Annotated in this window: 21 protein-coding genes and 1 riboswitch; of the genes, 15 read left to right on the forward strand and 6 right to left on the reverse strand. The window is 28.2% G+C overall.

From position 1 onward, the window contains the following. Window positions 1–217: 217 nt before the first annotated feature. Window positions 218–523 (reverse strand): hypothetical protein, encoded by a 306-nt coding sequence (locus tag AZI32_RS13410; protein WP_061996318.1) that lies wholly within the window; start codon window positions 521–523, stop codon window positions 218–220. Window positions 524–693: 170 nt separating this feature from the next. Between AZI32_RS13410 and AZI32_RS13415 the strand changes: the two genes are divergently transcribed. After that, window positions 694–1,203, forward strand: a complete 510-nt coding sequence (locus tag AZI32_RS13415) for a GNAT family N-acetyltransferase (protein ID WP_061996319.1) — start codon at window positions 694–696, stop codon at window positions 1,201–1,203. Between the two features lie 160 nt (window positions 1,204–1,363). Then, complete coding sequence (locus AZI32_RS18480; protein ID WP_157450920.1) at window positions 1,364–1,540, forward strand: hypothetical protein; 177 nt, start codon at window positions 1,364–1,366, stop codon at window positions 1,538–1,540. A gap of 185 nt (window positions 1,541–1,725) precedes the next feature. Here the strand turns inward: AZI32_RS18480 and AZI32_RS13420 are convergent, their stop codons facing one another. The 4 genes from AZI32_RS13420 to AZI32_RS13430 all read right to left on the reverse strand — a co-directional run bounded on the left by AZI32_RS13420 (window position 1,726) and on the right by AZI32_RS13430 (window position 7,484). Beyond that, window positions 1,726–3,111 carry a peptidoglycan binding domain-containing protein gene (locus tag AZI32_RS13420; protein WP_061996320.1) on the reverse strand — a complete coding sequence of 462 codons (1,386 nt, stop codon included), beginning with the start codon at window positions 3,109–3,111 and terminating at the stop codon, window positions 1,726–1,728. 456 nt (window positions 3,112–3,567) lie between these two features. Then, window positions 3,568–3,726 (reverse strand): hypothetical protein, encoded by a 159-nt coding sequence (locus tag AZI32_RS18485; protein WP_155844783.1) that lies wholly within the window; start codon window positions 3,724–3,726, stop codon window positions 3,568–3,570. Between the two features lie 623 nt (window positions 3,727–4,349). Continuing rightward, a complete protein-coding gene (locus AZI32_RS13425) occupies window positions 4,350–4,733 on the reverse strand; it encodes a hypothetical protein (RefSeq protein WP_061996321.1) in 384 nt (127 codons plus the stop codon). A 1,194-nt stretch (window positions 4,734–5,927) separates the two neighbouring features. Beyond that, complete coding sequence (locus AZI32_RS13430; RefSeq protein WP_061996322.1) at window positions 5,928–7,484, reverse strand: ABC-F family ATP-binding cassette domain-containing protein; 1,557 nt, start codon at window positions 7,482–7,484, stop codon at window positions 5,928–5,930. A gap of 260 nt (window positions 7,485–7,744) precedes the next feature. Further along, window positions 7,745–7,817, forward strand: a riboswitch (Fluoride riboswitch). Window positions 7,818–7,941: 124 nt separating this feature from the next. Here AZI32_RS13430 and AZI32_RS13435 point away from each other — a divergent pair. Both AZI32_RS13435 and AZI32_RS13440 read left to right on the forward strand, forming a co-directional pair. After that, window positions 7,942–9,180, forward strand: a complete 1,239-nt coding sequence (locus AZI32_RS13435) for a chloride channel protein (protein ID WP_061996323.1) — start codon at window positions 7,942–7,944, stop codon at window positions 9,178–9,180. A gap of 214 nt (window positions 9,181–9,394) precedes the next feature. Then, window positions 9,395–10,573, forward strand: coding sequence for a class I SAM-dependent rRNA methyltransferase (locus tag AZI32_RS13440; protein WP_061996324.1), 1,179 nt, complete (start codon window positions 9,395–9,397; stop codon window positions 10,571–10,573). 570 nt (window positions 10,574–11,143) lie between these two features. On the opposite strand, the gene AZI32_RS13445 is transcribed toward AZI32_RS13440, so the two are convergent. After that, the gene (locus AZI32_RS13445) at window positions 11,144–11,326 is read right to left on the reverse strand and encodes a hypothetical protein (RefSeq protein WP_010297770.1); all 183 of its coding nucleotides are present in this window, start codon (window positions 11,324–11,326) and stop codon (window positions 11,144–11,146) included. Between the two features lie 445 nt (window positions 11,327–11,771). Here AZI32_RS13445 and AZI32_RS13450 point away from each other — a divergent pair, with 445 nt between their 5' ends. The 11 genes from AZI32_RS13450 to AZI32_RS13500 all read left to right on the forward strand — a co-directional run bounded on the left by AZI32_RS13450 (window position 11,772) and on the right by AZI32_RS13500 (window position 26,369). Beyond that, window positions 11,772–12,056 carry a metalloregulator ArsR/SmtB family transcription factor gene (locus AZI32_RS13450; protein WP_061996325.1) on the forward strand — a complete coding sequence of 95 codons (285 nt, stop codon included), beginning with the start codon at window positions 11,772–11,774 and terminating at the stop codon, window positions 12,054–12,056. Between the two features lie 53 nt (window positions 12,057–12,109). Then, window positions 12,110–12,943 (forward strand): pur operon repressor, encoded by an 834-nt coding sequence (gene purR, locus AZI32_RS13455; protein WP_061996326.1) that lies wholly within the window; start codon window positions 12,110–12,112, stop codon window positions 12,941–12,943. 558 nt (window positions 12,944–13,501) lie between these two features. Next, on the forward strand, window positions 13,502–13,789 hold the full coding sequence (gene spoVG, locus AZI32_RS13460; protein ID WP_061996327.1) for a septation regulator SpoVG: 288 nt from the start codon (window positions 13,502–13,504) through the stop codon (window positions 13,787–13,789). Window positions 13,790–14,241: 452 nt separating this feature from the next. Next, on the forward strand, window positions 14,242–15,606 hold the full coding sequence (gene glmU, locus AZI32_RS13465; protein WP_061996328.1) for a bifunctional UDP-N-acetylglucosamine diphosphorylase/glucosamine-1-phosphate N-acetyltransferase GlmU: 1,365 nt from the start codon (window positions 14,242–14,244) through the stop codon (window positions 15,604–15,606). Between the two features lie 19 nt (window positions 15,607–15,625). Continuing rightward, window positions 15,626–16,582 carry a ribose-phosphate diphosphokinase gene (locus AZI32_RS13470; protein ID WP_061996329.1) on the forward strand — a complete coding sequence of 319 codons (957 nt, stop codon included), beginning with the start codon at window positions 15,626–15,628 and terminating at the stop codon, window positions 16,580–16,582. Window positions 16,583–17,095: 513 nt separating this feature from the next. Next, entirely contained in the window at window positions 17,096–17,782 is a 687-nt protein-coding gene (locus AZI32_RS13475) for a response regulator transcription factor (RefSeq protein ID WP_010297747.1), read from the forward strand. Beyond that, window positions 17,782–19,209, forward strand: coding sequence for a HAMP domain-containing sensor histidine kinase (locus AZI32_RS13480; protein ID WP_061996330.1), 1,428 nt, complete (start codon window positions 17,782–17,784; stop codon window positions 19,207–19,209). The genes AZI32_RS13475 and AZI32_RS13480 overlap by 1 nt, the downstream gene beginning before the upstream one ends. Window positions 19,210–19,233: 24 nt before the next feature. Beyond that, window positions 19,234–20,391 carry a S1C family serine protease gene (locus AZI32_RS13485; protein WP_061996331.1) on the forward strand — a complete coding sequence of 386 codons (1,158 nt, stop codon included), beginning with the start codon at window positions 19,234–19,236 and terminating at the stop codon, window positions 20,389–20,391. A gap of 324 nt (window positions 20,392–20,715) precedes the next feature. Next, window positions 20,716–21,279 carry an aminoacyl-tRNA hydrolase gene (pth, locus tag AZI32_RS13490; RefSeq protein ID WP_061996332.1) on the forward strand — a complete coding sequence of 188 codons (564 nt, stop codon included), beginning with the start codon at window positions 20,716–20,718 and terminating at the stop codon, window positions 21,277–21,279. Between the two features lie 332 nt (window positions 21,280–21,611). Further along, a complete protein-coding gene (mfd, locus tag AZI32_RS13495; protein ID WP_061996333.1) occupies window positions 21,612–25,136 on the forward strand; it encodes a transcription-repair coupling factor in 3,525 nt (1,174 codons plus the stop codon). A gap of 177 nt (window positions 25,137–25,313) precedes the next feature. Continuing rightward, complete coding sequence (locus AZI32_RS13500; protein ID WP_061996334.1) at window positions 25,314–26,369, forward strand: peptidylprolyl isomerase; 1,056 nt, start codon at window positions 25,314–25,316, stop codon at window positions 26,367–26,369. The last annotated feature ends 45 nt before the right edge of the window (window positions 26,370–26,414 follow it).

The raw sequence follows: 26,414 nt of genomic DNA on the forward strand, positions 1-26,414 counted from the left end.
GAGTATCAAGTGTTAACGAAGAAAATAAACTTACCGTGCCTGTCCCATTTGTTATGGAGCCAAGACCATAATTTATTGCTTAGTTAGATTTAAAAAACTAAATTTAAAAAATACGTTGAGAATTACTATGAACAAAGTGATTAGTAATAACCACAACTGTTAACTATTCACTCTTAACTCTTAACTAGTAAACTCCCTTTTGCGATGTATATATAAATTAGAGAAAATTATATTCATCTAATTCAAGTTTCGTAAAATAATAAGATACAATAACTAATGAAACTATCCAAAGTATTATTAAAACAATATTTTTAATTCCAAATGTTTTACTTAAGAAACTTTTAAGTGCATATAAAAGTACTAAAGCTCCAATTCCACCACCAATTCCTCCAAATAAACTACCACGTAATTGGTTGCAAACAAGATATTTTCCACAAGATTTACATTGAATCCTATTAAAAGATGTTAAAAACAATACTTTTTTAAAGGGTATTTTATTTTTACAATTTGGACATTGTGCCATAAAAACCTCCTAATATGAATAATTTATATAATTATATTATCATTTTCAGTTCAATAATATAAAATTAATGTTTTAACATCAATAATTAGTAGGAACTACTTGTAAAATTATATAAAAGAAACTAATGTTTATTATATAGACTAAAAAATATAAAAAAATGGGGGTACGTTATGGACAATTATTTAGAAACTAAAATACCTAATTTTAAAATAAGGTTTGCAACAGAAAAGGATAATAAGTTAATTCTTGATTTTATAAAAGAATTAGCAGATTATGAAAAATTACTACATGAAGTAGTTGCAACAGAAGAGATTTTACATGAATCTTTATTCGTAAGAAAACAGGCTGAAGTTATTATAGGGGAATATAATAATAAGCCAGTTGGATTTGCGCTATTTTTCCACAATTTTTCTACTTTCTTAGGTAGAGCTAATTTATATCTAGAAGACTTATACATAAGACCAGAAATGAGGGGATTAGGATTAGGAAAATGCCTACTTTCAGCATTAGGTAGAATTGCTGTAGAACGTAACTGTGGAAGATTAGATTGGTGGTGTCTTGATTGGAATGAATCATCAATAAAATTCTATAAGAAAATGGGTGCAATACCAATGGATGAATGGACAGTATATAGAGTACAAGGGGAAGCTCTTAAAAATTTATCTGAAGAACTTAACTAATTTGGAATAAATTAAATAAGGATATATTTAAATAAATAAAAATATATGATATACTATCAAAGTATTTTATAGAAAATCCGTAGAAGTGGATGGCTACGGTGGTTGTACGTTTTCCCACCTTGGGCTATAGGTAATTTTACTGTAGCTTAAGGGGGTGGTATTGGATATGATACTAGTTTGGATAGTAGTTAGCATATTAGTATTTACTTTACTTGTGTGCATAATTAACGTATTAAGTGGTGTTCAAACAAAGAACATTGAATTAGATTTTAGTACTAAAAGTTTCAAATTAAAAATAGAAACAAAAGAGAAAAGCACTCCATCCTCACAAGATTAGTGCTTTAAACTCTTAGCTTATTAAAAATCTTTCCAATAGCCCTAAAACTCAAAAACGTTCTAGGATTAGCTTAGTGTTAGAGCACTAAGCTTCTTCTTATTTATATTATATCAAATATCATAAAAAAATAAACCTATAATGTTATTTAAACTTTTTATGTTTATATCTATTATTTATTTTGATGGTTAAAAATAACAAATAACAGGTGCTCCAGCGTCAATGTTAGAAAATATTGATTCTGCTAAATTATATGGTGCGTTTACACAACCATGAGAACCGTCTGATTGATAAATATTTCCGCCAAAGGTTGCTCTCCAGGTTGCATCGTGAATTCCAATGTCTCCATTAAAAGGCATCCAAAAGGCAACTGGTGTTGCATAGTTAGGACCTGTCAATGTAGCATCCCTTTGTTTATAAACTAGCTGATACGTACCTGGTGGTGTTGAATACTTACTATTTGCATTGCCTGTAACTATATCTCCGTCTACAATAAGATTACCATTTTTGTAGAACCATAAATGTTGCTTTGTAAGATTTATTTCCACATAAGTATTACCGATATCATTATCTCCTCTATATAAGGCAACTTGTGCATATGCTGGTTCCTTAGTTGTGACAGTTCCTTTTTTTATAGCTCTAATTAAATATTCCGATTCTTTATCGCTATCAATTAACCATCCATAGTTTCCACCACTAACTGCTATTGCTGTTCCTGATGAGGCAGTAAAATTTCTTGTGCCTCCATAAGTGTCATAGGTACGAGATAATGCGTTCATGTAATTTTTCACTGCTTCTTCATCAACTGCAACTTTAAAATCTTTATCAACCTTAAGCCAATCATTAATTTTAGAGCCATCTAATACTTCTTTATGTTCTCCAAAGGTGTAAGTAATTTTTGAAGATATATACTTATTAAGTATATCCTTAGCATCAATAATTTCCTTAGAGTTTGAAGTGTACTGTGGTTTTTCATAACAATCAATTGATTCTAGATTTATTATAGTTTCTCCTGTAGAAATAGCTTGTTTTATATGATTATATAAAATATCTTTATTTACTTTATTACCACTAATACTTTCTACTATTTCATAACCATTTTCTGTATATTTAAGACTAGCATTTTGTGGTTCAATTAAATTACTATCATTAAAGCAAGAAAGATTATTAACAGCTTTTTTTAATAATTCTTCATCAAAAGAAATTATTTCAGGCATATTGAATTTTTTCTTATTAAATAATCCAATAATCCAGTAAAAAGAATTTTCATTCTTTTTTAAGCTTTGAACCTTATCATCACCATTATATTTTAAACCAATATCCTTCCAGATGAGCTTTTCTTTAATGTCATCTCTCTCTTCTAATACCAGGGTATAGCTCTTAATGTTAGAAGTTATTTCTTTATTCACCTCATCTACCGTTTTGCCTCCAACATTAATACAATTAATTGAGGTTCCAAAAGAAAAATGGTTGGTGAAATATATTGATATACCTAAATATATGATAAGCAAGCTTCCCAAAGTAATAGAAGTACCTATCGCAAGTTTTTTATGTTTACTTTTAAATATTTTCATAATAATTACCCCCCTACATTATTATAAAAAATAAGACAATATAAATTTTTAGTAGAATATAGAATCGATTTTATTTCCATAATATGTAATAATATTGATAATGCGCCTAAAACATGATAATTTTTATCAAACTATAGGGTTCCAAGTTAACTTTCAAAATTATCCATTCCAAAATTTGGATACCTAGAATAGTTAGACAAGCTGCGAATCACTTAGAATTCAACACTGCATCTTGGATTAAAATATTGTAAAGGTATTGAATAAATTTAAACTGGAGCTTGTTTCCCTATATCTTTAGGAACAAACGCATATAAAAAGAGAGATAGTATTTTCCCTACCGCCCTAAATATCAAATATTATTGAACTATTTTAGTTATTCATTATTCACAAATTATTCTACAATAATATTACTGCATATTTTTAGTATCCCTTGTTCATACCACTCATAAGTATAATTTATTCATCATAAGTATTTATATCACCATGCTGAGAAACATAAAAACAAATAGGAACATGCATTTCATAGCAACTTTCACACATTTCCTTTAAACATTCTGGACATTCTTTTATATTCTCTTCATGAAAATAGTCTTCGCATAATTCGCATTGTATCATACACTGTCACCCCTAACCATAGAATGCATAATCAAATAAATAATAAGTCAGTATTCTAACCTATTTGCCATGAATACTTCGTCAACAAAATACATATATACATAGCCTTACTATGACAGAGTTTTATCTCCTTGTATCGTGACAAATATCCTTTGAATCTTTGACTAATTATTTTTTTCATATGTCTAATTCAAAATTATACCTTTATGTAATCTTCCTTTCAACTTTATTCGAGCTTATTTACAAAAATTAGGATGCATAAAATATTGGTCAGGCTCTAAAGTGCTTAAAATTCTATAAGAAAATGATTATAATCTCAATATATAAATAATTATATACTAAAGGTTTTTAACAATAATATATATCTTTTACAATCCATTCATTATTCATTTTAATAAATATAGTTTCTAATTCTACATTATCAACTGCTGTTTCAAAGTTTCTGCCATCGATAAAAACCATGCCTTTATACACTTAAAAACAAAAACGCCAGCAACTAATGCTGGCGTCATATCCTATTGACATTGAGCAATACCTTCTAATGATATTCTCTTCTTTGCATAATTTTATATTGCGCGGACAAGCTTTTCAGCTTTTTTATTGTTTTATTAATTATTCGATAACTACTTTTCTAAATTTGTAACATCACGTTTATACTTCTTTAACATCATAAAGAAAATTAACTGAATAATAAAAAGCACAAAAGAAACTATGCCTACTATCATCATTTTAGTTATCCATAACTGACTATATTCACTTGAGATATCTGCAATAACGCCTTGAAACATAACTCCATTATATAACCCTATCATAACAAAACTACTTATAATTAAGTCATAGTAACTTGATTTAATGTTATGGAAGATTTCGCTATTGCTTTTTCTAATACTAGTGTAATCTTTGATAATTTTAATAGTATTCACTAGCATAATAGCACCTAGCACATAGTTTATATTAAATTCAAAGTAAAAGTAGGACATAATATCTTTTAACGCATTATATTCCATATTAAACACACTCCTTCTTATTTTTTATATGTAGAAAGATATGGACTAATTCCTTCTTCCAATGATTTTATATCAAAACCCTCTGCTGTTATATCAAAATCAACCTTCTTATACTCTTTATTTTTATCAAAAAATAAAATAGATGGTACGTATTTTACTCCAAATCACTGAAAAATCTAACATTTCTATTTGCTTTTAGACTAAATATTTACCAGCAATTTCCCTATACTTTTTTACTGTATTTCATATCTATTGATGTATATATACAGTCTCTCTAATTAAAAGTTTCTTTAAATTCACTTCTCCTGTACAATAGGTTTTGTGGTCAACTAACGATTTGCTACCTGGCCACACTCCCCACAGAATCACGCTAGGAGCTACGACTTACGACTTACCTCAAATTTTAATCTCTCTATTCCGTTCTGCATAAATATTTTTAATATAACTTGACTTCTAATTGCAATAAAAGGAAAATGCCCTAGATTTAAAGAAGCTTTTGGACGTAGTTATTCCCTTACATTTGAACATACTAATACATTCAAACATAAGGAAGTAACTGTCATTGGAAATGCCCTGAGTTCTCAGTCGCCACCATCTCGCACCTTAGCTGTTACATTTGCGTCTAGGAGCTTTCTACACATCAAGCTTGTCCAACGTGCTTATATCTGCTCCTAGTTCCCAACTCTCTAGAGTTCCATACTGTTCCCCCCTTACCGTTAAGTCGTAACCACTCTCATTCCTACAACACCTAAAGCTAAGGACTAGGTTGTACGTTGTAGAGGTATTAATACTCTTATGATGTTTTTTAATATTTTTAGGACCGAAACCCAAGGATGGGTTTCGCGACTGCCTAGACAGGACGTCGATTCAGCCGTTTAGTCCTAAAAATTTTGAAAAAGATTATTAGAGTTTCTTGAAATAACTAACTGAATAACGGTTTAAAGTTATAGTTACCATAGTTCTTATCAATAAATTCATTACATAATTTTAAATACCAACTTGAAACGCTGTAAATGATGATTTCTTTTGAATTTTAGTATTAATAAAATAATTATACTGCAAAACACAGGTTTTTTCTGAAGAGATGTTTAAATTTTTTCCACAATTAATCATATATATTAAGTAATTTACACGTGAAAAAGAGCTATTGCTCATCTAACCTTTAGTTGGTTTTGCAATAGCTCCTTAATTTCATTACACTATTTTAGTTGTCCATTCTTCACAATTCCAGATATCTGTTACTATGTCTTGATAGAATTCTGGTTCGTGGCATACCATTAGGATTGTTCCTTTGTATGCTTTTAATGCTCTTTTTAATTCTTCTTTAGCATCTACATCTAAGTGGTTTGTAGGCTCGTCAAGGATTAGTATGTTAGTTTCTCTGTTTAATATTTTACAAAGTCTAACTTTTGATGCTTCTCCTCCTGATAGAACCATTATCTTGCTTTCTATGTGTTTTGTTGTAAGTCCACATTTTGCAAGGGCAGAACGAACTTCATACTGAGTATATCCAGGGAAGTCTTGCCAAAATTCTTCTATACAAGTGTTATAATTTGCATCTTTTATTTCTTGTTCAAAGTAGCCTATATATTGATAGTCACCAAGTTCAACTTCTCCACTTAATGCTCTTATTTCACCCATAAGGCTTTTTAAAAGTGTAGTTTTTCCAAGTCCATTAGCGCCAACAAGAGCAACTTTTTTACCTCTTTCTAAATATAAATTTAGTGGTTTAGATAGAGGTGAACCATAACCTATAACTAAATCTTTAGTTTCAAATATCATTTTTCCAGAAGTTCTAGCTTCTTTAAAATTGAATGTTGGTTTTGGTTTTTCTTGTGCAAGTTCAATTCTATCTATTTTATCAAGTTTCTTTTGTCTTGCTTTAGCCATACCAGTTGTAGCAACGTTAGCTTTATTTCTTGCAACGAAATCTTCTAGTTTAGCAATTTCAGCTTGTTGTCTTTCATAAGCTTGCTCTAATTGTTTCTTTCTAGCTTCATATATTCTTTGGAAATCATCATAACTTCCAACATATCTATTTAACTGCCTATTATCAACATGATAAACAAGGTTTATTACTGAATTTAAGAATGAAATATCATGTGATATTAATATAAATGCATTTTCATAGTTTTGTAGATAACGCTTAAGCCATTCTATATGTACTTCATCTAAATAGTTAGTGGGCTCATCAAGAAGTAATATGTCTGGGTTTTCAAGAAGCAGTTTTGCAAGTAAAACTTTAGTTCTTTGACCACCACTTAAATCAGTAACATCTTTATCAAGGCCTACATCATTAAGACCTAATCCTCTTGCCACTTCTTCAACTTTAGCATCTATAACATAGAAACCATTGTTATCTAGTAGGTCTTGAATAGTTCCCATATCTTCAAGTAACTTTTCAAGTTCTTCAGGGGTAGCCTCTGCCATTTTATCAGTTATTGCTAACATTTCAGTTTCTAAATCAAATAGATATTTAAAAGCGCCTCTTAAAACGTCTCTTATGCTTTCGCCCTTTTGAAGTTGTGCATGTTGATCCATGTAACCAACTCTTACTCTGTTTGACCATTCAATTTTTCCTTCATCAGGCATTAATTTACCTGTAATTATGTTCATGAAAGTAGATTTACCTTCACCGTTAGCACCAATAAGTCCAACGTGTTCACCTTTTAAAAGTCTAAAAGAAACATCTTCAAATATAGCTCTATCGCCGAATCCGTGATTCATATTTTTTACCGTAAGAATACTCATCCTAAATCTCCTTTAATATGTATATATAATTTATAATTAATTTCAAATTATGTTATAATTTTAGTCTACTATTTTATTTCATACGACTTATAGTTTAAATGATTATATTATATTATGTCAAAAGAATTTTGTGGAATATAAACAAAATAGGGTTATGCATAATTGAAAAATAGGTGCTGTTATGATATATTTATGAATGTAAAAATAAATAAGAAATTAAATAGGCAAGAATACTAACCTAGTATTCCTTTGATTATGCCTTATTAACTGGGAATGAAGTTCTCCCATGAATATTCTAAACCGTCTTTACAGACTAATGACTTCTATGATTTTTTTGTCGTAGATTCATTAGTCTTTTTTACTTTCAAAAACTTTAAAGTTTTTGAATAAAGTTAAATAGCAGTTTGTTTATTTATAACTTTGGAAAACATAAATATAGAAAGGAGATAAAATTTTCATGGAATTTAAAAGACATATAAAACTATTTACCCTTATAATTTTAACAGCAGTAATTATGGGATGTGCGTCTGCTATTTTTCTACAGTCTTTAGAGTATGTTACTAATTTTCGTATGAGTCATTATCAATTATTTTATTTAATTCCAGTCATTGGTGTAGCAACAGCATTTATATATAATAATTATGGCAAAGGCTCTCAAAGAGGAAACAACCTTATTATTGAAAGCACTCATAAGGAAACTAAAGTACCATTAAGAATGGCATTTTTAACATTTATATTTACAGTTCTGACACATCTTGTAGGTGGTTCTGCAGGAAGAGAGGGAACGGCAGTTCAAATAGGAGGAACCGTAACTAATAAATTAGCTAATATATTTAAACTAGAGGGAAAAGATAAAAAAACCTTAATAATGGTAGGAATCAGTTCTGCTTTTGGTTCTGTATTTGGAACTCCACTTGCTGGGACATTCTTTGGAGTTGAAGTTTGTTTTATTGGTAAACTAAGTTATGAGTCTATATTTCCTTGTTTTATAGGTGCGTATGTTGCAGATTATGTAACAAATTTTTTTGGAATAAAAAACTCTATACACTCTATAATTTCAGTTCCCAATATAACTATATATACATTAGTTATAACTATAATTTCAGCTTGTATTTTTGGAATTGTAGGTAAGCTATTCTCTAGAAGTATAAAATTTTTAAAGAAAATGTACTCTAGTAAAATAAAGAATTATTTACTTAGAGCATTAATATCATCTTTTATTGTTCTTATTATAATAGTAATATTTAATTTTTATGAATATGGAGGATTAAGTACTTGGTTAATAGATGCAGGCTTTAATGGTACGAGTTCAATAGGTGATTCTATTAAGAAATTTATACTTACTGTACTAACATTAGCATCTGGATTTCAGGGGGGAGAAGTAACTCCTTTATTTGATATAGGGGCATCTTTAGGTGGTGCAATTGGACAAATAGCTCATATAGAACCATCATTATTAGCGGCACTTGGTTTAATCTGTGTTTTTGGTAGTGCAACTAATACACCAATAGCAACAATAATGCTTGGAATTGAAATGTTTGGTGATAGGGCAATACCATACTATATTATAAGTGTACTAATAAGTTACTATATAGGCGAACATAATAGTATTTATGGAGCACAAGTAATAGAGACTCCTAAAAAAAGCAAATACTTAAAAGATAAAGGGTACAGCATAGAAGAAATTTTAAAATAGATTTTATATTTATTAATTCTTGCATGAAATTATGCTGTACAATATAATCAGAATGTAAAAAAATAAACAATGGAATATGTAAGAAACTAAAGACAGTGTTCAAAAAATAAACTAAAAAAAGGAGGATGTTGCCAGAAACAAAGAACATTGCAAAGATTAAATTATAAAATACTAAAGAATTTAATTCTTATAATTTTTGGTGACAATCAATAGAATGGCTTGTAAGTTTTATTTAGACAAGGGTAGAGGAAAAAGAACATTAAGTGGTCATCCATGGGTTTTTTCAACAGAAATACAAGGTTATGATGGTGAATATACAAATGGTGATATAGTTGAAGTTTATACAGCGGAAGATAAGTTTATAGGTAAAGGATACATAAATGATGCATCTCAAATATCTATAAGAATAATGACAAGAGATATAAATGAAGAGATTGATAAAGAGTTTTTTAGAAAAAGATTAAAAGATGCATGGGAATATAGAAAAAAGGTTGTTGATACATCTTCTTGTAGATTTATATTCGGAGAAGCTGATTTTCTTCCAGGTATAGTAATAGATAAATTTGAAGATGTATATGTTATACAATCTTTAGCATTAGGTATTGATCAATATAAACAAATTATTGTAGATATACTTGTAGAAGAGTATGGTGCAAGAGGTGTTTATGAGAGAAGTGATGCACAGGTAAGATTAAAAGAGGGTATGGAACTTAAAAAAGGTTTTTTAACTGAGCCTTTTGAAACTATGATAACTATAGAAGAAAATGGTGTTAAATATAATGTTGATATAGAAAATGGTCAAAAAACAGGATTTTTCTTAGACCAAAAGGAAAATAGAAAAGCAATACATAAAATATGTAAAGATGCAGATGTAATAGATGTATTTACACATACAGGGTCTTTTGCATTAAATGCAGGAATTGCAGGAGCTAAGAGTGTTTTAGGAATAGATATATCTCAGCATGCAGTAGATTTTTGTAGAAAAAATGCAGAACTTAACAACCTTGAAGATACAGTTAAATTTGAATGTCATGATGCTTTTGAAATTTTAAAAGAACTTAACTATGAGAAAGAAGAGTATGATGTAGTTATACTTGATCCACCAGCATTTACAAAGGCAAGAGAAACTATAAGAAATGCTAAAAAAGGATATAAGAAAATAAACTTTAGAGGTATAAAACTTGTTAAAAAAGGTGGATATTTAGTAACAGCTTCTTGTTCTCATTTTATGGATCCACAATCGTTCAAAGAAGCTATATATGAAGCTGCAAGGGATGCAGGTAGATTATTAAGACAAGTTGAATTTAAAACACAAGCCCCAGACCATCCTATATTATGGACAGCAGATGAAGAATCTTACTACTTAAAATTCTTTATTTTCCAAGTTATATAATTGACAATGGACATTTAACGATTAAAAAATTAAAGGTTAAGAACATTATATAATTGACATTTGACAATGGATAATTGACAATGATGGAGGAAACTGGAGTTTAGATAGTTAAAAGTTAAAAGTTAAAAGTTAAGAGTTCTTGAGGAAACTGGAGTACCAGTTTCTTTTTAATTGAAAGGCATAAATTCTAAATTTGAGAGATTAAACTAACAAAAGTTATACTCAGAGTTTATAGCCGTAACAAATGGGACAGGCACGAATGGTTTAATTACATAAAATAGAGAGTAGCTCTTTAAAGTTAGTTATCATAAGTAAAAAAGTTAGCCAGTCCCTTAGATAGTTAATAGTTAAAAGTTAACAATTAAGAATTCAGGATGAAAGTGGAGGCCACTTTCTTTTTAATCCATTAATATAATTTGCCTTGCAAATTTATAAAAAAATACGTTTAGAATTACTATGAACGAAGTGATTAGTAATAACCGCAACTGTTAACTATTCACTCTTAACTCTTAATTAGCAAAGCGTTATAACTACATAAATAAAAGGCTTAGAAATATCTAAGCCTTTTATTTATCTTAATCTAATAAGAGAGTCTGTTTCAACGGATTTTACAATTGAGTTATCCATTGGTAGTTGAGAAGAAAACTCGTCTGTTCTAGAACTATTATTTAAATTATTAGATTCTAATGCACCTTGTTGTTTTCCAAGATTATAAGCATTTTTCAAATCTTCTTCAGTAAAAATTTTTTTCATGTTATCACCTCTTAAAGAAATAAATGTTATATTTATTATTCCAAATGTTTTCTCAAATATTCAAAAATAATAAACATGCTAAAATATTTCACCTGTTTTTATTTAATCTAAAAAGTTCTTGCTTAAATAAACAGATTGGGAAACAACTTCATATTTAAGTTTAAGATTTTATCTTATTAAAGTAGGTTTATTTTCAGTGAAAGATGATAAAAATATATAAATACTGACTAAACACAGGGAAATATGATAATATTGTATTATATAAAAGATTTTAATCTTAAAATTTACGTTTAAAGGTAAATTAATTATACAAATATATATAAAAATATTTTACTATATTAGGTTAGAATTTATAAATCGATATAGCATGATGGTTATATTTAAAGATTATAATATATAGATATTATTTAAAGGTTTATATTTAGGTAGAAAGGTTGTTGATGTTATGAATAAGGATATAAAAGAATTGTATGTAGAGTATGCAGATATATTAAAAGCACTAGCACATCCAGTTAGATTATGTATAGTTAAAGGATTATTAGAGCAAGGTGAAAGAAATGTAACGTGTATGCAAAATTGTTTAGATTTGCCACAATCTACAGTTTCTCAACATTTACAAAAATTAAGATCCGCAGGTATAATAAAAGGCAACAGAGATGGTCTTGAAGTTAATTATTATATATGCAATGATAAGGTGAAAGAAATCATATCAGTTTTATTCGAGATGTAGTATAGATTTTTATATAAATTTATTAAAATTCTTATTCAGAAAGGTAGTTAAATATGGGAAGAGATTGTGATAAGTTTAGTAGAAACCAAAGAATAGTAGGAATAACTAAAGTTTTAACTGAAACACCAAATAAAGTGGTGAACTTAAATACATTTACAGAAATGTTTAATGCTGCAAAGTCAACAGTTAGTGAAGACGTAGTTATTGTTAGAGAGACGTTAGAAAAATTATCAGTAGGTAAAGTTGAAACTGTTTCAGGAGCAGCTGGAGGAATAAAGTTTACTGTAGATATATCAGAAGAAGAAAAAGAAAAATTTGAAAAAAAACTTTGTGAAATAGCAAGTGAAGAAGATAGAGTAATGGTTGGGGACTTTTTATATGTTACTGATTTAATATTTAATCCAAATATAATAGTTCCAGCAGCAAAAATATTATCATCAATATTTAAAGATTTAGACGTTGATTATGTTGTAACAATAGAAACTAAAGGAATTCCACTAGCATATGAAGTTGCTAAAAATTTAGGGGTTCAATTAGTAACAGTAAGAAATAGAAATAAAGTTACAGAAGGTGCAAGTGTTTATGTAAATTACATATCAGGAACAAATAAGAGAATACAAACAATGTCCCTTTCAAGAAAAGCAATGAAAAAGAATAGTAAATGCGTGTTTATAGATGATTTTATGAGAGGTGGCGGAACTGCAAAAGGTATAAAGGAGCTGCTTTCAGAGTTTGATAGTGAACTTTTAGCTTGTGGAGTGTTAGTAGATAATAATTCAGAAGGACAAGAAAAGCTAATGGATAATTACATATCAATAATTGAGTTTAATGGAATAAACCAAGAGGGAAGAGCTATGGTTAACCCTTCTGATAAGCGTACTTTATAGGAATACAAATTTTTGTTGTATTAAAAAAACAAGCACAGCTTTAGGTAGTTAAGAGTTAAGAATTAAGAGTTAAGAGTTCAGGATGAAAGTGGCAACCACTTTCTTTTAAATCTATAAATATAATTTGCATTGCAAATTTATATAAAAAAATACGTTTAGCATTACTAGGAACGAAGAGAGTAGTAATAACCGTAACTCTTAACTATTCACTATTAACTTTTAACTAGCGAAGTGTTGCAACTTTTAACTTTTAACTGAAATAATCTGTTAACTATCAATAAAATATTATTTTTGATGTTCTCATTGGTAAATGAATAGTTTTAAAGGTTAACTTGGAACACTATATCAAATTAAGTTTTTAAAAGAATTTTATTGTAGTGGTAAATGTAGATTTATAAATTAATTGTAATTGAATGAATGATAATTTTCACATATAGATAAGTAGAATTCGAATAGGAGATAGAAAATACAGAAAATAAAAAATTATTCAACAAAAAGAAGGAAATTTGAAAAATATGGAGAATAATACTCTTATAGTACAGCTTGGAGGTGGAATTCATGCAAATTACAGATGTTAGAATAAGAAAAATTGCCACAGAGGGAAAAATGAAAGCAATAGTTTCTATAACTTTCGATAATGAATTTGTTATACACGACATTAAAGTTATAGAGGGACAAAATGGTTATTTCATTGCTATGCCTAGTAGAAAAACTCCAGATGGAGAGTTTAAGGATATAGCTCACCCAATTAATACAGAAACAAGAGAAAAAATACAAACAGCTATTCTTACTGAGTATGAAAGGGTTATACAAGAAGAACCTAAAGTAGAACCAGATTCAGAATAGAGTGAAGTTTAAAATAAAAAGGAGTACACTCCTTTTTATTTTTTTATGCTTTTAAATGTATAATTTATTCAAAAAAAAGAAAAAAGTGTAACAAATTATGTTAAAAAAGAGGATTAATTAGCAAAAAAAGGTGTACTTTTTCACATAAAAGTATAAAAATATTCACTTTTATTTGCAAAACATTAGTATATAAAATATAATTAATAAGGATATAAATAATATTTTATAAATTTATTTAAAAGCAATTTATTGCGTAAAAAAATTTTATACAAAATTAATAGAAAATTAAATAGTTGAAAATTATATATAAAAAAATTAAATAAAAGAGAAGTATAATTATTAATGATATGTCATTAATTTTATTTTAAATATATAACGTAATGAATATTTAATACATATTTAATAAAAACTTATTCATAGTAAGAAATAGATTATTTAAAGAGGTGTTTTAAGTGTATAAATGTACCATTATATTAGCCGCTGGACAAGGATCGAGAATGAAATCAGACATTCCAAAAATGTTACATAAAGTTTGCGGTAAGGAAATGATAAATCACGTTATAGATACTTTAAGAAAGTGTGATATAGAGGATATTGATGTAGTAATAGGAAACGGTGCTGAAAAAGTAAAAGCAGGTACTGAAAGTAGAAAAGTTCAATATTCTGTTCAAAAGGAACAATTAGGAACAGGCCATGCAGTAATGTGTGCTGAAGACTTTTTAAAAGGTAAAAAAGGAACAGTAGCTATATTTGTAGGAGATGGCCCATTAATTACAAAAACTACAGTTGAAAAATTATTTAGCTATCATGAAGAAAATCAGTATAGTGCAACTATATTAACTTCAATAATGGAAAACCCAGCTAAATATGGAAGAATTATTAGAAATGAAGAAAATCAAGTTGAAAAAATTGTAGAATTTAAAGACTGTAATGAAGAAGAAGTTAAGGTAAAAGAAATAAATTCTGGCATGTATTGCTTTGATATAGAATCATTATTATCTACATTATCAAAATTAAATAATAATAACAATCAAGGAGAATACTATTTAACAGATGTAATAGAAATACTAAAAAAAGAAGGAAAAAAAGTAGGAGCTGTAGATGTTCCAGTTGATGAAATTACAGCAGTAAATTCTAAAGTAGAACTTGCAGTTGCAGAAGAGATAATGAGAAAAAGAATTAATAAAAAACACATGGAAAATGGAGTTATATTAATAGATCCTAATAATGTTTATATAAATTGTGATGTTGAAATAGGAAAAGATACAATTATTTATCCAAATAACGTTATAGAAGGAAAAACTGTAATAAAAGATAATTGTACAATTTATCCAGGATGTAGAATAAAAGATAGTGTCATAGAAGAAAATGTAACAATTCAAAGTTCAGTAATAATGGAAAGTACAGTAGGAAAAGAAACAACAGTAGGACCATTTGCATATATACGTCCACAAAGTGTTATAGGAAATAAAGTTAAAATAGGAGATTTTGTTGAAGTTAAGAAATCCCAAATAGGTGATGGAACAAAAATATCTCATCTAACTTATATAGGTGATGCAGAAGTAGGTAAAAACTGTAATTTTGGTTGTGGTACAGTGGTAGTGAACTATGATGGAGTAAATAAACATAAAACTATAGTTGGAGACAATTCATTTATTGGTTGTAATACAAACTTAGTTTCTCCAGTTGAAGTAGAAAGCAACACTTACATTGCAGCAGGATCAACTATTACAGAAAAAGTGCCTGAAAACGCTTTAGCAATAGCAAGAGCAAGGCAAATAAATAAAGAAAATTGGGTTAAAAAAAATAATAAGTAATAAAATGGGAGGACTACATATGATATCGCATGGTAAAAACATTAAGATTTTTACAGGAAATTCTTATCCAAAGTTAGCAGAGGACATAGCCAATATTCTAGGACTAAAAGTTGGGGAGTCAAAAGTTGGGCACTTCAGCGATGGTGAAATATCTGTTAATATAGCAGAAACAGTTAGAGGGCTTGATGTTTTTGTTGTTCAACCAACAAACTCACCAGTAAATGACAATTTAATGGAACTTTTAATAATGATTGATGCTTTAAAAAGAGCATCAGCAGGAAGAATAACTGCAGTTATGCCTTATTATGGATATGCAAGACAAGACAGAAAAGCTAAGGCAAGAGATCCAATCACAGCTAAATTAGTTGCAGATTTAATAACAGCAGCAGGTGCAGATAGAGTATTAACAATGGACCTACATGCTGCTCAAATTCAAGGTTATTTTGACATACCAGTTGATAACTTAACAGGTGCACCAATACTAGCTAAATACTTCATCGAAAATGGTTTTAAAGATCAAGATGACGTTGTGGTGGTTTCTCCAGACTTAGGAAGTGTAACTCGTGCAAGAAACTTTGCAGATAGATTAAATGCACCAATAGCAATAATTGATAAAAGAAGACCAAAAGCTAATGTATGTGAAGTAATGAACATAATAGGGGAAATAAAAGGTAAAAGAGTTATACTTATAGACGATATGATAGACACTGCAGGAACTATATGTAATGGAGCAAATGCACTAGTTGAAAGAGGTGCTAAAGAAGTTTATGCATGCTGTTCACATGGTGTTTTATCTGGCCCAGCAATAGAAAGAATTGAAAAATCTTCAATAAAAGAACTTATTGTTTTAGGAACAATTGAATTAAAAGAAGAAAAGCAAATTGATAAGATAAAAACAATATCAGTTGCACCTATATTTGCAGAAGCAGTTAAAAGAATATATGAAGATGTATCTGTAAGTAAATTATTTGATTAATAATAAAAAATAATATTATAATTTATTAAAATGTAAGTATATATTATAATGGATACAAAGGTAGAGGCACAAATATCTAATAGAATTATCTTTTTGGTATTTTGTGCCTCTATTTTAAACAACAAAAAGTATATAATAATAAAAACAATTTACAGAAAAATCTAAAAATAACAGTTGAAATTATAAAATTATAGTTTAAATCATAAAAAAGATAAAATTATAACCAATAAATTATGTATTTTTTAAGTAATAAGCTTAATTTACGAACAATTTTTGAATATTTTGTAACAAATCTTAATTTTATAGCTTGTACCAAGTATAATAGGAATAGAGACTTAAAATATGTAATAAACCATATTATATTAAATAAGTACTTTTACTCAGAGATGATAGATTTTCTATATTCAATTTTAAAAATAAAATATAATTTTTAATTGGATTTTTATACAAGTAATAGAAAAAATAAGAATAAATAATGCGCATTTAAGTATGTTAGCTTAGGAGGTATGTGTGATGGAAGGCTCAATTGCAAAAGTGTTAGTAGTAGATGATGATAAAAACATCTGCGAGGTAATAAAAATGTATTTAGAGAGTGCAGGTTACTGTATAAAGACTGCACATGATGGTAAAGAAGCTCAGGAAAGTTTTTTAAATTTCAAACCAGATTTGGTAATATTAGATGTTATGTTACCATACGTAGACGGAATGGATGTTTTAAAATGGATAAGAAAAGATAGTGAAACACCAGTTATAATGGTAACAGCTAAAGGGGAAACTTTTGATAAAGTTTTAGGCTTAGAACTTGGAGCAGATGATTATATAGTAAAACCATTTGAGCCTAAAGAATTAATAGCTAGAGTTAAGGCTGTTTTAAGAAGGTATACAATGGAATCAGAAAGTAAAGAAACAATAACATATGATAGTTTAATTGTAGATGCTAATTCCTATAGTGTTGTATATAAAAATGAAGAAGTTAAAATGCCACCTAAGGAATTTGAATTACTTTACTATCTTGCAAGCAATAAAAATAGAGTGTTTACAAGAGAACAATTATTATGTGAAGTTTGGGGATATGACTACCCTGGAGATTCAAGAACAGTAGATGTTCACATTAAAAGACTAAGAGAAAAAATAGCAGGTGGGGTTAACTGGCAAATAGAAACTGTTTGGGGTGTAGGATATAAATTTGAGGTGAAATAATGATAAAAAAAAACCTATTCTCCAAAATGGTATTTATATATACTGTTATAATATTTTTGAGCTTATCTTTAATAGCTACTGTTTTGTCGATTTGGTTTAATGATTATTATATACAAAGAAAACAGCAAGAAGTATTAGAACATATAAAAATAGTTGAAGATTTATCATTAAGTTATGTTGAGGGAAATGGAAATTTAAGCTATGAAGATTTAAATTCATCATTAGAGTTTATAGGTAAATATTTTTACGAAAATGTATATCTTATAGATAGGAATGGGTATATATTCGTCTCAACAGATGAAAAAGGTAAAGATTTAGTTGGAAAGCAAATATTTTCAGATACAGAAGTTATATTAAATGATTTTGGGGAAAAGAATACTCTAAAAGAAGTAAAAAAGGATAATCAACTATTTTCAAAAGGTGATTATGTTTTAATGAAAGATATAAAAGACAAAAATGATGATATATCATCATTTATACTTGTCGATATATCTATGGATTATCTAAAAGATTCTTTAAGTCACATATATAAAATAATTTGGTTATCAACAGGAATTGTTATGGTTTTATCCATAGTAATAATATATTTTTTCACTGATAAAATTGTAATTAAGCCATTACAAAATATGAGTGCCGTTGCAAGGAAAATTGCCAATGGGGATGTAGAAAAAAGAGTAGAGATAAATAGTAATGATGAAATTGGACAATTTGCAAAGGCTTTTAATTCTATGGCAGATTCCCTAGAAAAAGTTGATAGAAACAGAAGAGAGTTTATTTGTAATGTTTCACATGATATTAGGTCGCCAATTACATCTATAAACGGATTCATAAGGGGCATACTAGATGGAGTGGTTCCAAAAGAAAAGGAAAATCAGTATTTAACAATTGCTTATGAAGAAACTCAAAGACTGGCGAGGCTTGTAAATGACCTTTTAGATATGTCTGCTATAGAAGAAGGACGAATAAAGCTTGCGTTAAGAAAAATAGATATTAATGAAATAATAAGACTTAGCATATTAAAAAATGAAGGTAAAATAAAAGAGAAAAAAATAAGTGTCGATGTAATTTTTGAATCGGATGAACTTTTAGTTTACGGGGATCAAGATAGAATATTTCAAGTTATCTTAAATTTATTAGATAATGCAATAAAACATTCAAAAGAGGGTACTCATATAAATCTATCTTGTACAACTAAAAGCGGAAAAGCTTATATATCAATAGAAAATTCAGCAAGCCATATAGATGAAGAAGAACTTAAAAATATCTGGGAAAGATTCTATAAGGGGGACAAGTCAAGAACTAATAGAGTTAGTTCTGGTCTTGGATTATCTATTGTAAAGAAAATAATAAATATGTTAGATGAAGATGTTTGGGTAGAGAATACAGAAAATGGAGTAATGTTCACATTTACATTAACATTAGTTTAAATGGATTAAGGGAGGTGGAGCTATATGGATAATAACAAATTGGGATTTGATTCACAGATATATACAAGTAGTGATATTAGATTTCAAAAGGCTAAAAATAGAAAAAAGCATATATATAAAAAGGTTACTAATATAATTATATATGTTTTGATAGCTTCACTTTCAGGAGCGATTACTTCGAAAATGGTATTTGACTATAAATTTGAAAATTTTATGAATGAAAACTCTTTAAATGAAGAGGCCCTTATATCATCGGATAAAAAACAGGCACTACAGGAACTTGCAGATATGCTAGAAAAATCTGTGGTTTCTATAAGTAAAGTGAGTAATGATGAAAACGCAGAAATAAATAGTGGTGCAGGAACAATTATAAGTTCCGATGGTTATATTGTTACAAATCAACACATAATAAACAAAGCAGACGATATAAAAGTAAAATTATATAATAATAAGATTTATTATGCTGATGTTATAGGTGTAGATGCTGTTTTAGATTTAGCTGTTATAAAGATATCAGCAGAGGGATTGACACCTATAGCCTTTGGAGATTTTTCAAAAGTAAATAATGGTGATGAGGTTATAGCAATAGGAAATCCTATTGCAACCTCTTTTAAAGGTAATTATTCCTTTGGTGATATTAAAAATGCTAATCAAAGAGTATCTGTTATGGATAGACAAACAAATAAACCTATAGGTTATACAGCTATAAAAAGCAGTGCTATAATTTCTGTAGAGGATAGTGGAACTCCACTTTGCAATCTAAAAGGAGAACTTATAGGAATAAATAATAATCTTTTAAATTACTCAGAAAAAGGTACTAATGAGAGTTTAGCTATATCTATAAAAGAATCAAAGGCAATAATTGATGTGCTTATGAAAAAAGGAGATCCATTAAAATTAGGATTAGGTGTTAGCGGAGAAAAAGCTATTGCCAAAGACAAGGATGATGGAATTATGGGCATATATGTTAAAGATGTAATACAAGATAGTGATGCTTATAAGGTTGGTATAAGGCCTACAGATATTATTATGTCTATAAATAATTTTGAGTTAAAAGAAATTGAAGATTTGAATAGAAGTATAAAAAATTGCAAAGAAGGAGACATTGTAGTTTGTAAAGTATTTAAAAACGGTCAGTACGAACTTATAAATGTCAAATTAGGATATTATAGGATGATATAATAAGTACAGGGTTTGAAATATATTATATTATATTTATAAAGAGCGGCTATAGGCCGTTTTTTGTATTTAAATTAAAATCAATATTTTTGTGGTCTTTAATATTATTTTATAGGTTTTAGTGTGTATTGTTGTTTTTTGTTATATAATATAACTTATGATAAAATAGGTTAAATTATATATATAGCAAGTTAAAAGTTAAAATCTATAACTATTAGTGATGTTAATTTTAAAATTTCTTACTTGATAAATGAATAACTTTAGAATTTAATAAATGAGAATTAGTATAAAATATATAGATTAACGGCAGAAAAATTGGAGGTAAAAATGTATTTAGTAGTTGGACTTGGAAACCCAGGAGATAAGTATGATAAAACAAGACATAACGTAGGTTTTGATATTATAGATTTGTTTGCAAATGAGTATAATATTGATGTTAATAGGCAAAAATTTAAAGGTATGTACGGAGAGACAAATATAAATGGTGAGAAGATAATTCTTTTAAAACCTCAGACATTTATGAACTTAAGTGGTGAAAGTGTTAGAGAGGTTTGTGATTTTTATAAAATACCAAATGATAATGTAATAGTAATTTATGATGATATAAGTTTAGAAGTTGGTAATATTAGAATAAGACCTAAGGGAAGTGCTGGTGGACACAACGGAATTAAAAATATAATAGCTCATTTAGGTACAGATATTTTTCCAAGAATAAAAATAGGTGTTGGAGGTCCAGCAGGGGATTTAGTGAACCATGTATTAGGTAAGTTTTCAAAAGAAGAAAGAGAATTATTAGAAAAAACCTTTAAACCAGCAATAGATGCAGTAGAAACAATAATATCTCAAAATACTGCAGAGGCTATGAATAAATTTAATGGATTTAAGGCCTAGCTATTATTATAGTCCTATACTTAGGCATATTCAAAAGATAATAAGTTTGAACTATTGTTTATTTTACATAATACCTAATAGTTAAAAGTCATATATAGTGTACTATAAATGGCTTTAAGTTTGTTGTATTGAAGAATATATAGTTGAATTGTTATTTTTTTATATGCCTTATTTAAAATTTAAATAAGTGGTAATTTAATTAACAAAAGTTTTTATGAAAAAATATTAGCTTAGTTATTTAAAAGATTACTGTAAACATAATATAATTTAAAATTTTAGCCTAAAATTATATATAAGGCGAGGCTAAAGTTTTTAAAGTAGAGGTGATACTTTTGAGATTAAATGGAATTATGTCGCCATTAAGGAATAGTAAAGAATTTAAAGAAATATCAAAAAGCATAGAAAATAATAGATTTCCAATAGGAGTTTATGGACTTTCTGAATCTTCAAAAAGCTATTTGATAAACGCTGTATACGAAAATGTAAATGAAAAAATATTAATATTAACTCATAGTGATGTAGAAGCTAAAAATATCTATGAAGATTTAAATTTATATATAGATAAAGTTTTCTATTTTCCATCTAAAGAGGTTGTTTTTTATAATGCAGATGCTATATCTGGAGATGTTAGGTGGGAAAGACTTAAAATATTAAGTAATATAATAAAAAATAAATCCCAAGTAATTGTAGCACCTATAGACGCAATAATAGGTTTATACACTCCAGTAGATATGTTTAAAAAATATATCTTTTCACTAAGGGTTGGAAAAGTAGTTGATATGACTGAACTTACTGAAAAACTTATTCAATGTGGATATGAAAGATGTGATATGGTTGAGTCTAAAGGTCAATTTTCAATAAGGGGTGGTATATTAGACGTATTTCCACCAGTAGGGGCATACCCTTACAGGATAGAATGGTTTGATGATGAAATAGATTCTATAAGAACATTTAACGTTGATAGCCAAAGAAGTATTGAAAAAGTTAAAACTGTTAATATATTTCCAGCAAAAGAAATAATAACAGATGAAGAAAGTATAAAATTTGCATATGAGCAAATAGAAAAAGATTTTACGGAATCCATGAAAAACTTTGAGAAAAATAAGAATTTTGATGCTAGTGAGCGTTTAAATGCTATAATTTCTGGCAATTTAGAAGCATTAAAGGAGACATGGACTTTTGAAACTATAGATAGTTATACGCCGTATTTTTATAAAACAATGTCAACACTTTTAGATTACATTGGTAATTGCTTTATTTTAGTTGATGATGTTCAAAGATGTAATGGTAAATTGGAAAGTGTTTATTTTGAATTTGAGCAAAATTATGAAACTTTCTTAAAAAGAGGAAATATACTTCCAAAACAAGCACAACTTTTAATGTCTAAAGAAGAAGCAATAGATATATTAGAAAATGAAAAGGTTATAACATTAGATGCTATTGCTAAATCACATAAAATATTAAAACCAAGAACCATATCTTCTTTTTCTCAAATTACAATAAGTGATTATCATGGGCAATTAGATTTGCTTATAGATGATATTAGAGAAAAAAAGAAAAATGGTTATAGAATTTTAATATTATCAGGAACAAGAACAAGAGGAGAAAGACTGATTCAAACTCTTAGAGATAGAGAAATAGAAGCAGTTTACAAAGATATTGTAGATAATATAGAACTTGGTCAGGTTGTAGTGACTTTTGGAAATCTTTTAAAAGGGTTTGAATGTCCAGATTTAAAAGTTTGCGTTATATCTGATAAAGAAGTTTTTGGACAGTCAAAAAGAAAATCATCTGTTAAACGTAAAAATGTTAAAGGTGCAAGTAAAATTAAAAGTTTTACAGAGCTTAAATTAGGTGATTATGTAGTACATGCAAATCATGGTGTAGGTGTATATAAGGGGATAAAGCAATTAGAAGTACAAGGGCATAAAAAGGACTTTTTAGAGCTTAGCTATAATAATGGAGATACCTTATATGTTCCAGCAGAGCAGTTAGATTTAGTTCAAAAATATATAGGTTCAGAGGGTAGTCCACCTAAGGTTAATAAATTAGGCGGTAGCGAATGGATAAAAGCTAAAACTAAAGTTAAGAAATCTATAGAAGATATAGCTGAAGATTTAGTTAAACTTTATGCTACAAGAGCACAAATAAAAGGTCATAAATTTGGAAAAGATACAGTTTGGCAAAAACAATTTGAAGATGAATTTCCATTTCAAGAAACGCCAGACCAGTTAACATCAATAGACGATATTAAAATGGATATGGAAAGCGATAAGCCAATGGATAGACTTTTATGTGGTGATGTTGGTTATGGTAAAACAGAAGTTGCGCTAAGAGCTGCATTTAAGTGTGTTATGGAAGGAAAACAAGTTGCATTTTTAGTGCCAACAACAATTCTTGCACAGCAACACTATAAAAACATGGTTAAAAGATTTTCAGATTTTCCTTTAAAAGTAGATATGGTAAGTAGATTTAGAACTTCAGGACAAATAAAGGAAACATTGAAAAAATTAAAAGAAGGTAATGTTGATATTTTAGTAGGTACACATAGATTGCTACAAAAGGATGTTCAATTTAAAGATTTAGGTCTTTTAGTAGTTGATGAGGAACAAAGATTTGGAGTTACTCATAAGGAGAAAATAAAAAATCTTAAAAAGAATGTAGAGGTATTAACACTATCAGCTACACCTATACCAAGAACTCTCCATATGTCCTTAACAGGAGTAAGGGATATAAGCGTAATAGAAACTCCGCCAGAGGATAGATATCCAGTACAAACATATGTAGTAGAGTTTAATGAGCAGTTAATTAGAGATGCTATAATGAGAGAATTAAATAGAGATGGACAAATACTTTTTGTTTATAATCGAGTAGAAACAATAAAAGATATGGCAGCTTATCTGCAAAAATTAGTTCCAGAAGCTAGAATTGGAATAGGTCATGGTCAGATGACAGAAAAAGAACTAGAGAAAGTCATATTAGATTTTACTGATTATAAATATGATATGCTTGTTTGTACAACTATAATAGAAACAGGAATAGACATTCAAAATGCCAACACTATGATTATATATGATGCAGATAGAATGGGACTTTCTCAGCTTTATCAGTTAAGAGGAAGGGTTGGAAGAAGTAATAGAATAGCTTATGCTTACTTTACTTATACCAAAGATAAAGTCTTAACAGAAGTTGCAGAAAAGAGACTAAAAGCTATAAAAGATTTTACAGAGTTAGGGTCTGGATTTAAAATAGCCATGAGGGACTTAGAAATAAGAGGTGCTGGAAATATAATGGGTTCATCACAACATGGACATATGGCAGTAGTAGGTTATGATCTGTATTGTAGAATGCTTGAGGATTCTATAAAACTAATAAAAGGTGATATAGAAAACGAACCGATAGAAACTACTGTAGATTTAAAAATTGATGCATTTATACCATCTAACTATATAGTAGATGAAACACAAAAGATTGAAGTATACAAAAAAATTGCATCAATTGATAGTTATGACTATATGATGGAACTGCAAGAGGAAATAGAAGATAGGTTCTCTGACATACCACCAACAGTTTATAACTTAATGAATATAGCATATCTTAAATTTTTAGCTAAAGAAGTTGGAATAATTGAGATAAAAGAAATCAAAAAAGAAGTTGTACTAACTTTTGAAAATAAAAAATATTTAACTCAAAATATATTAAATGGTATTTTGGATAAATATATTAAGAAAATTAACTTCAAAATAGGTGAGACACCTGGTATGTCGTATAAAATAATAGAAGATAAAAAAGAAAAACTTCTAGATAACTTAATAGAACTTGTAAAATTTATGCAAAGTTTAAATGAAAAAAAATAGTAAAGCTACAAAACATAAAATTGTATAAATGGTAAATGTTTTAAAATATAAAGTTTTATGCTAAAATAAAATCAAATGTCACACATATGAAATAAAAATAAATTAAAATAATCAGAGGAATTTTATTTAAATAGATGTTTATATAATGACTAGATGATTTTGAATGGAGGATTAATTGTGAAAAGTGTTAAAAAAATAGTAGCTACATGCTTGATAGCTGCAATGACAACTTCTTTAGTAGGATGTAATTTAATAGAAAGAACTCCAGAAGGTGTTGCTAAGTCAACTGTTGCAAAAATTAATGGGGAGAAAATAAAAAGGTCCGAAGTAGATGCTAGAATGAAATCTATACAATCTCAAATAACTGCAGAAAAAGGTGAAGATTACCTAAAATCTGAAGAAGGAAAAACTCTTTTAACTCAATACAGAACTCAGATGTTAAACCAAATTGTAGGAGAAAAAATATTACAAAATAAGGCTACAGAACTAAAAGTTATGCTAACAGAAGAAGAATTTAAAACTGAAATAGATAAAGAATATAAAACTATAACTGATTCTTTTGATAGTGAAGATAAATTTAAAGCTGCTTTACAACAAACTGGAGAAACAGAAGAAAGTTTAAAAAATAATATAAGAAATAAATTGATATATGATAAAGTTCATGATGCTGTTATTAAAGATGTTAAGGTAACTGATGAAGAAATTAAGGCTCATTATGATTCTAATATGGATAAATATACAGAGCAACCAAACAAAACTAATCTTAAACATATATTAGTTGGAACAGAAGAAGAAGCTAATGCTGTAATAGAGAGATTAAAAAAAGGTGAAGATTTTGATGCAGTAGGAGAAGATATTAAAGCCAAACAAGCAGAAAAAGATGCAGCAAAAACAGATGATAGTAAAAAAGAAGACGCACAAACTTCTGGCAATAGATTTGAAGATTTAGGTTGGGTTGAGTTTGAAAACTCTGGATTTGATGCTACGTTTATGCAATTTGCAAAACCATTAACAAAAGGAAATTACACTACAGCACCAGTTCATACTCAATGGGGATATCACATTATTAAATGTTATGACAAGCAAGAGTATCCAGTTAAAGCATTTGATAAAGTAAAAGAAGAAATAAAAACAGAGCTTCAAAAACAAAAACAAGAAACTACTTGGAATGAAACAGCAGAAAAGTGGCAAAAAGAAGCTAATATAAAAACATATGAAAAAAATTTAAAATAGTATAAATAAAAAGAGGTTATAACTGTAGTTATAGCTTCTTTTTTT

Source organism: Clostridium sp. ATCC 25772, from assembly GCF_001573875.1.
GTDB classification, from domain to species: domain Bacteria; phylum Bacillota; class Clostridia; order Clostridiales; family Clostridiaceae; genus Clostridium_J; species Clostridium_J senegalense.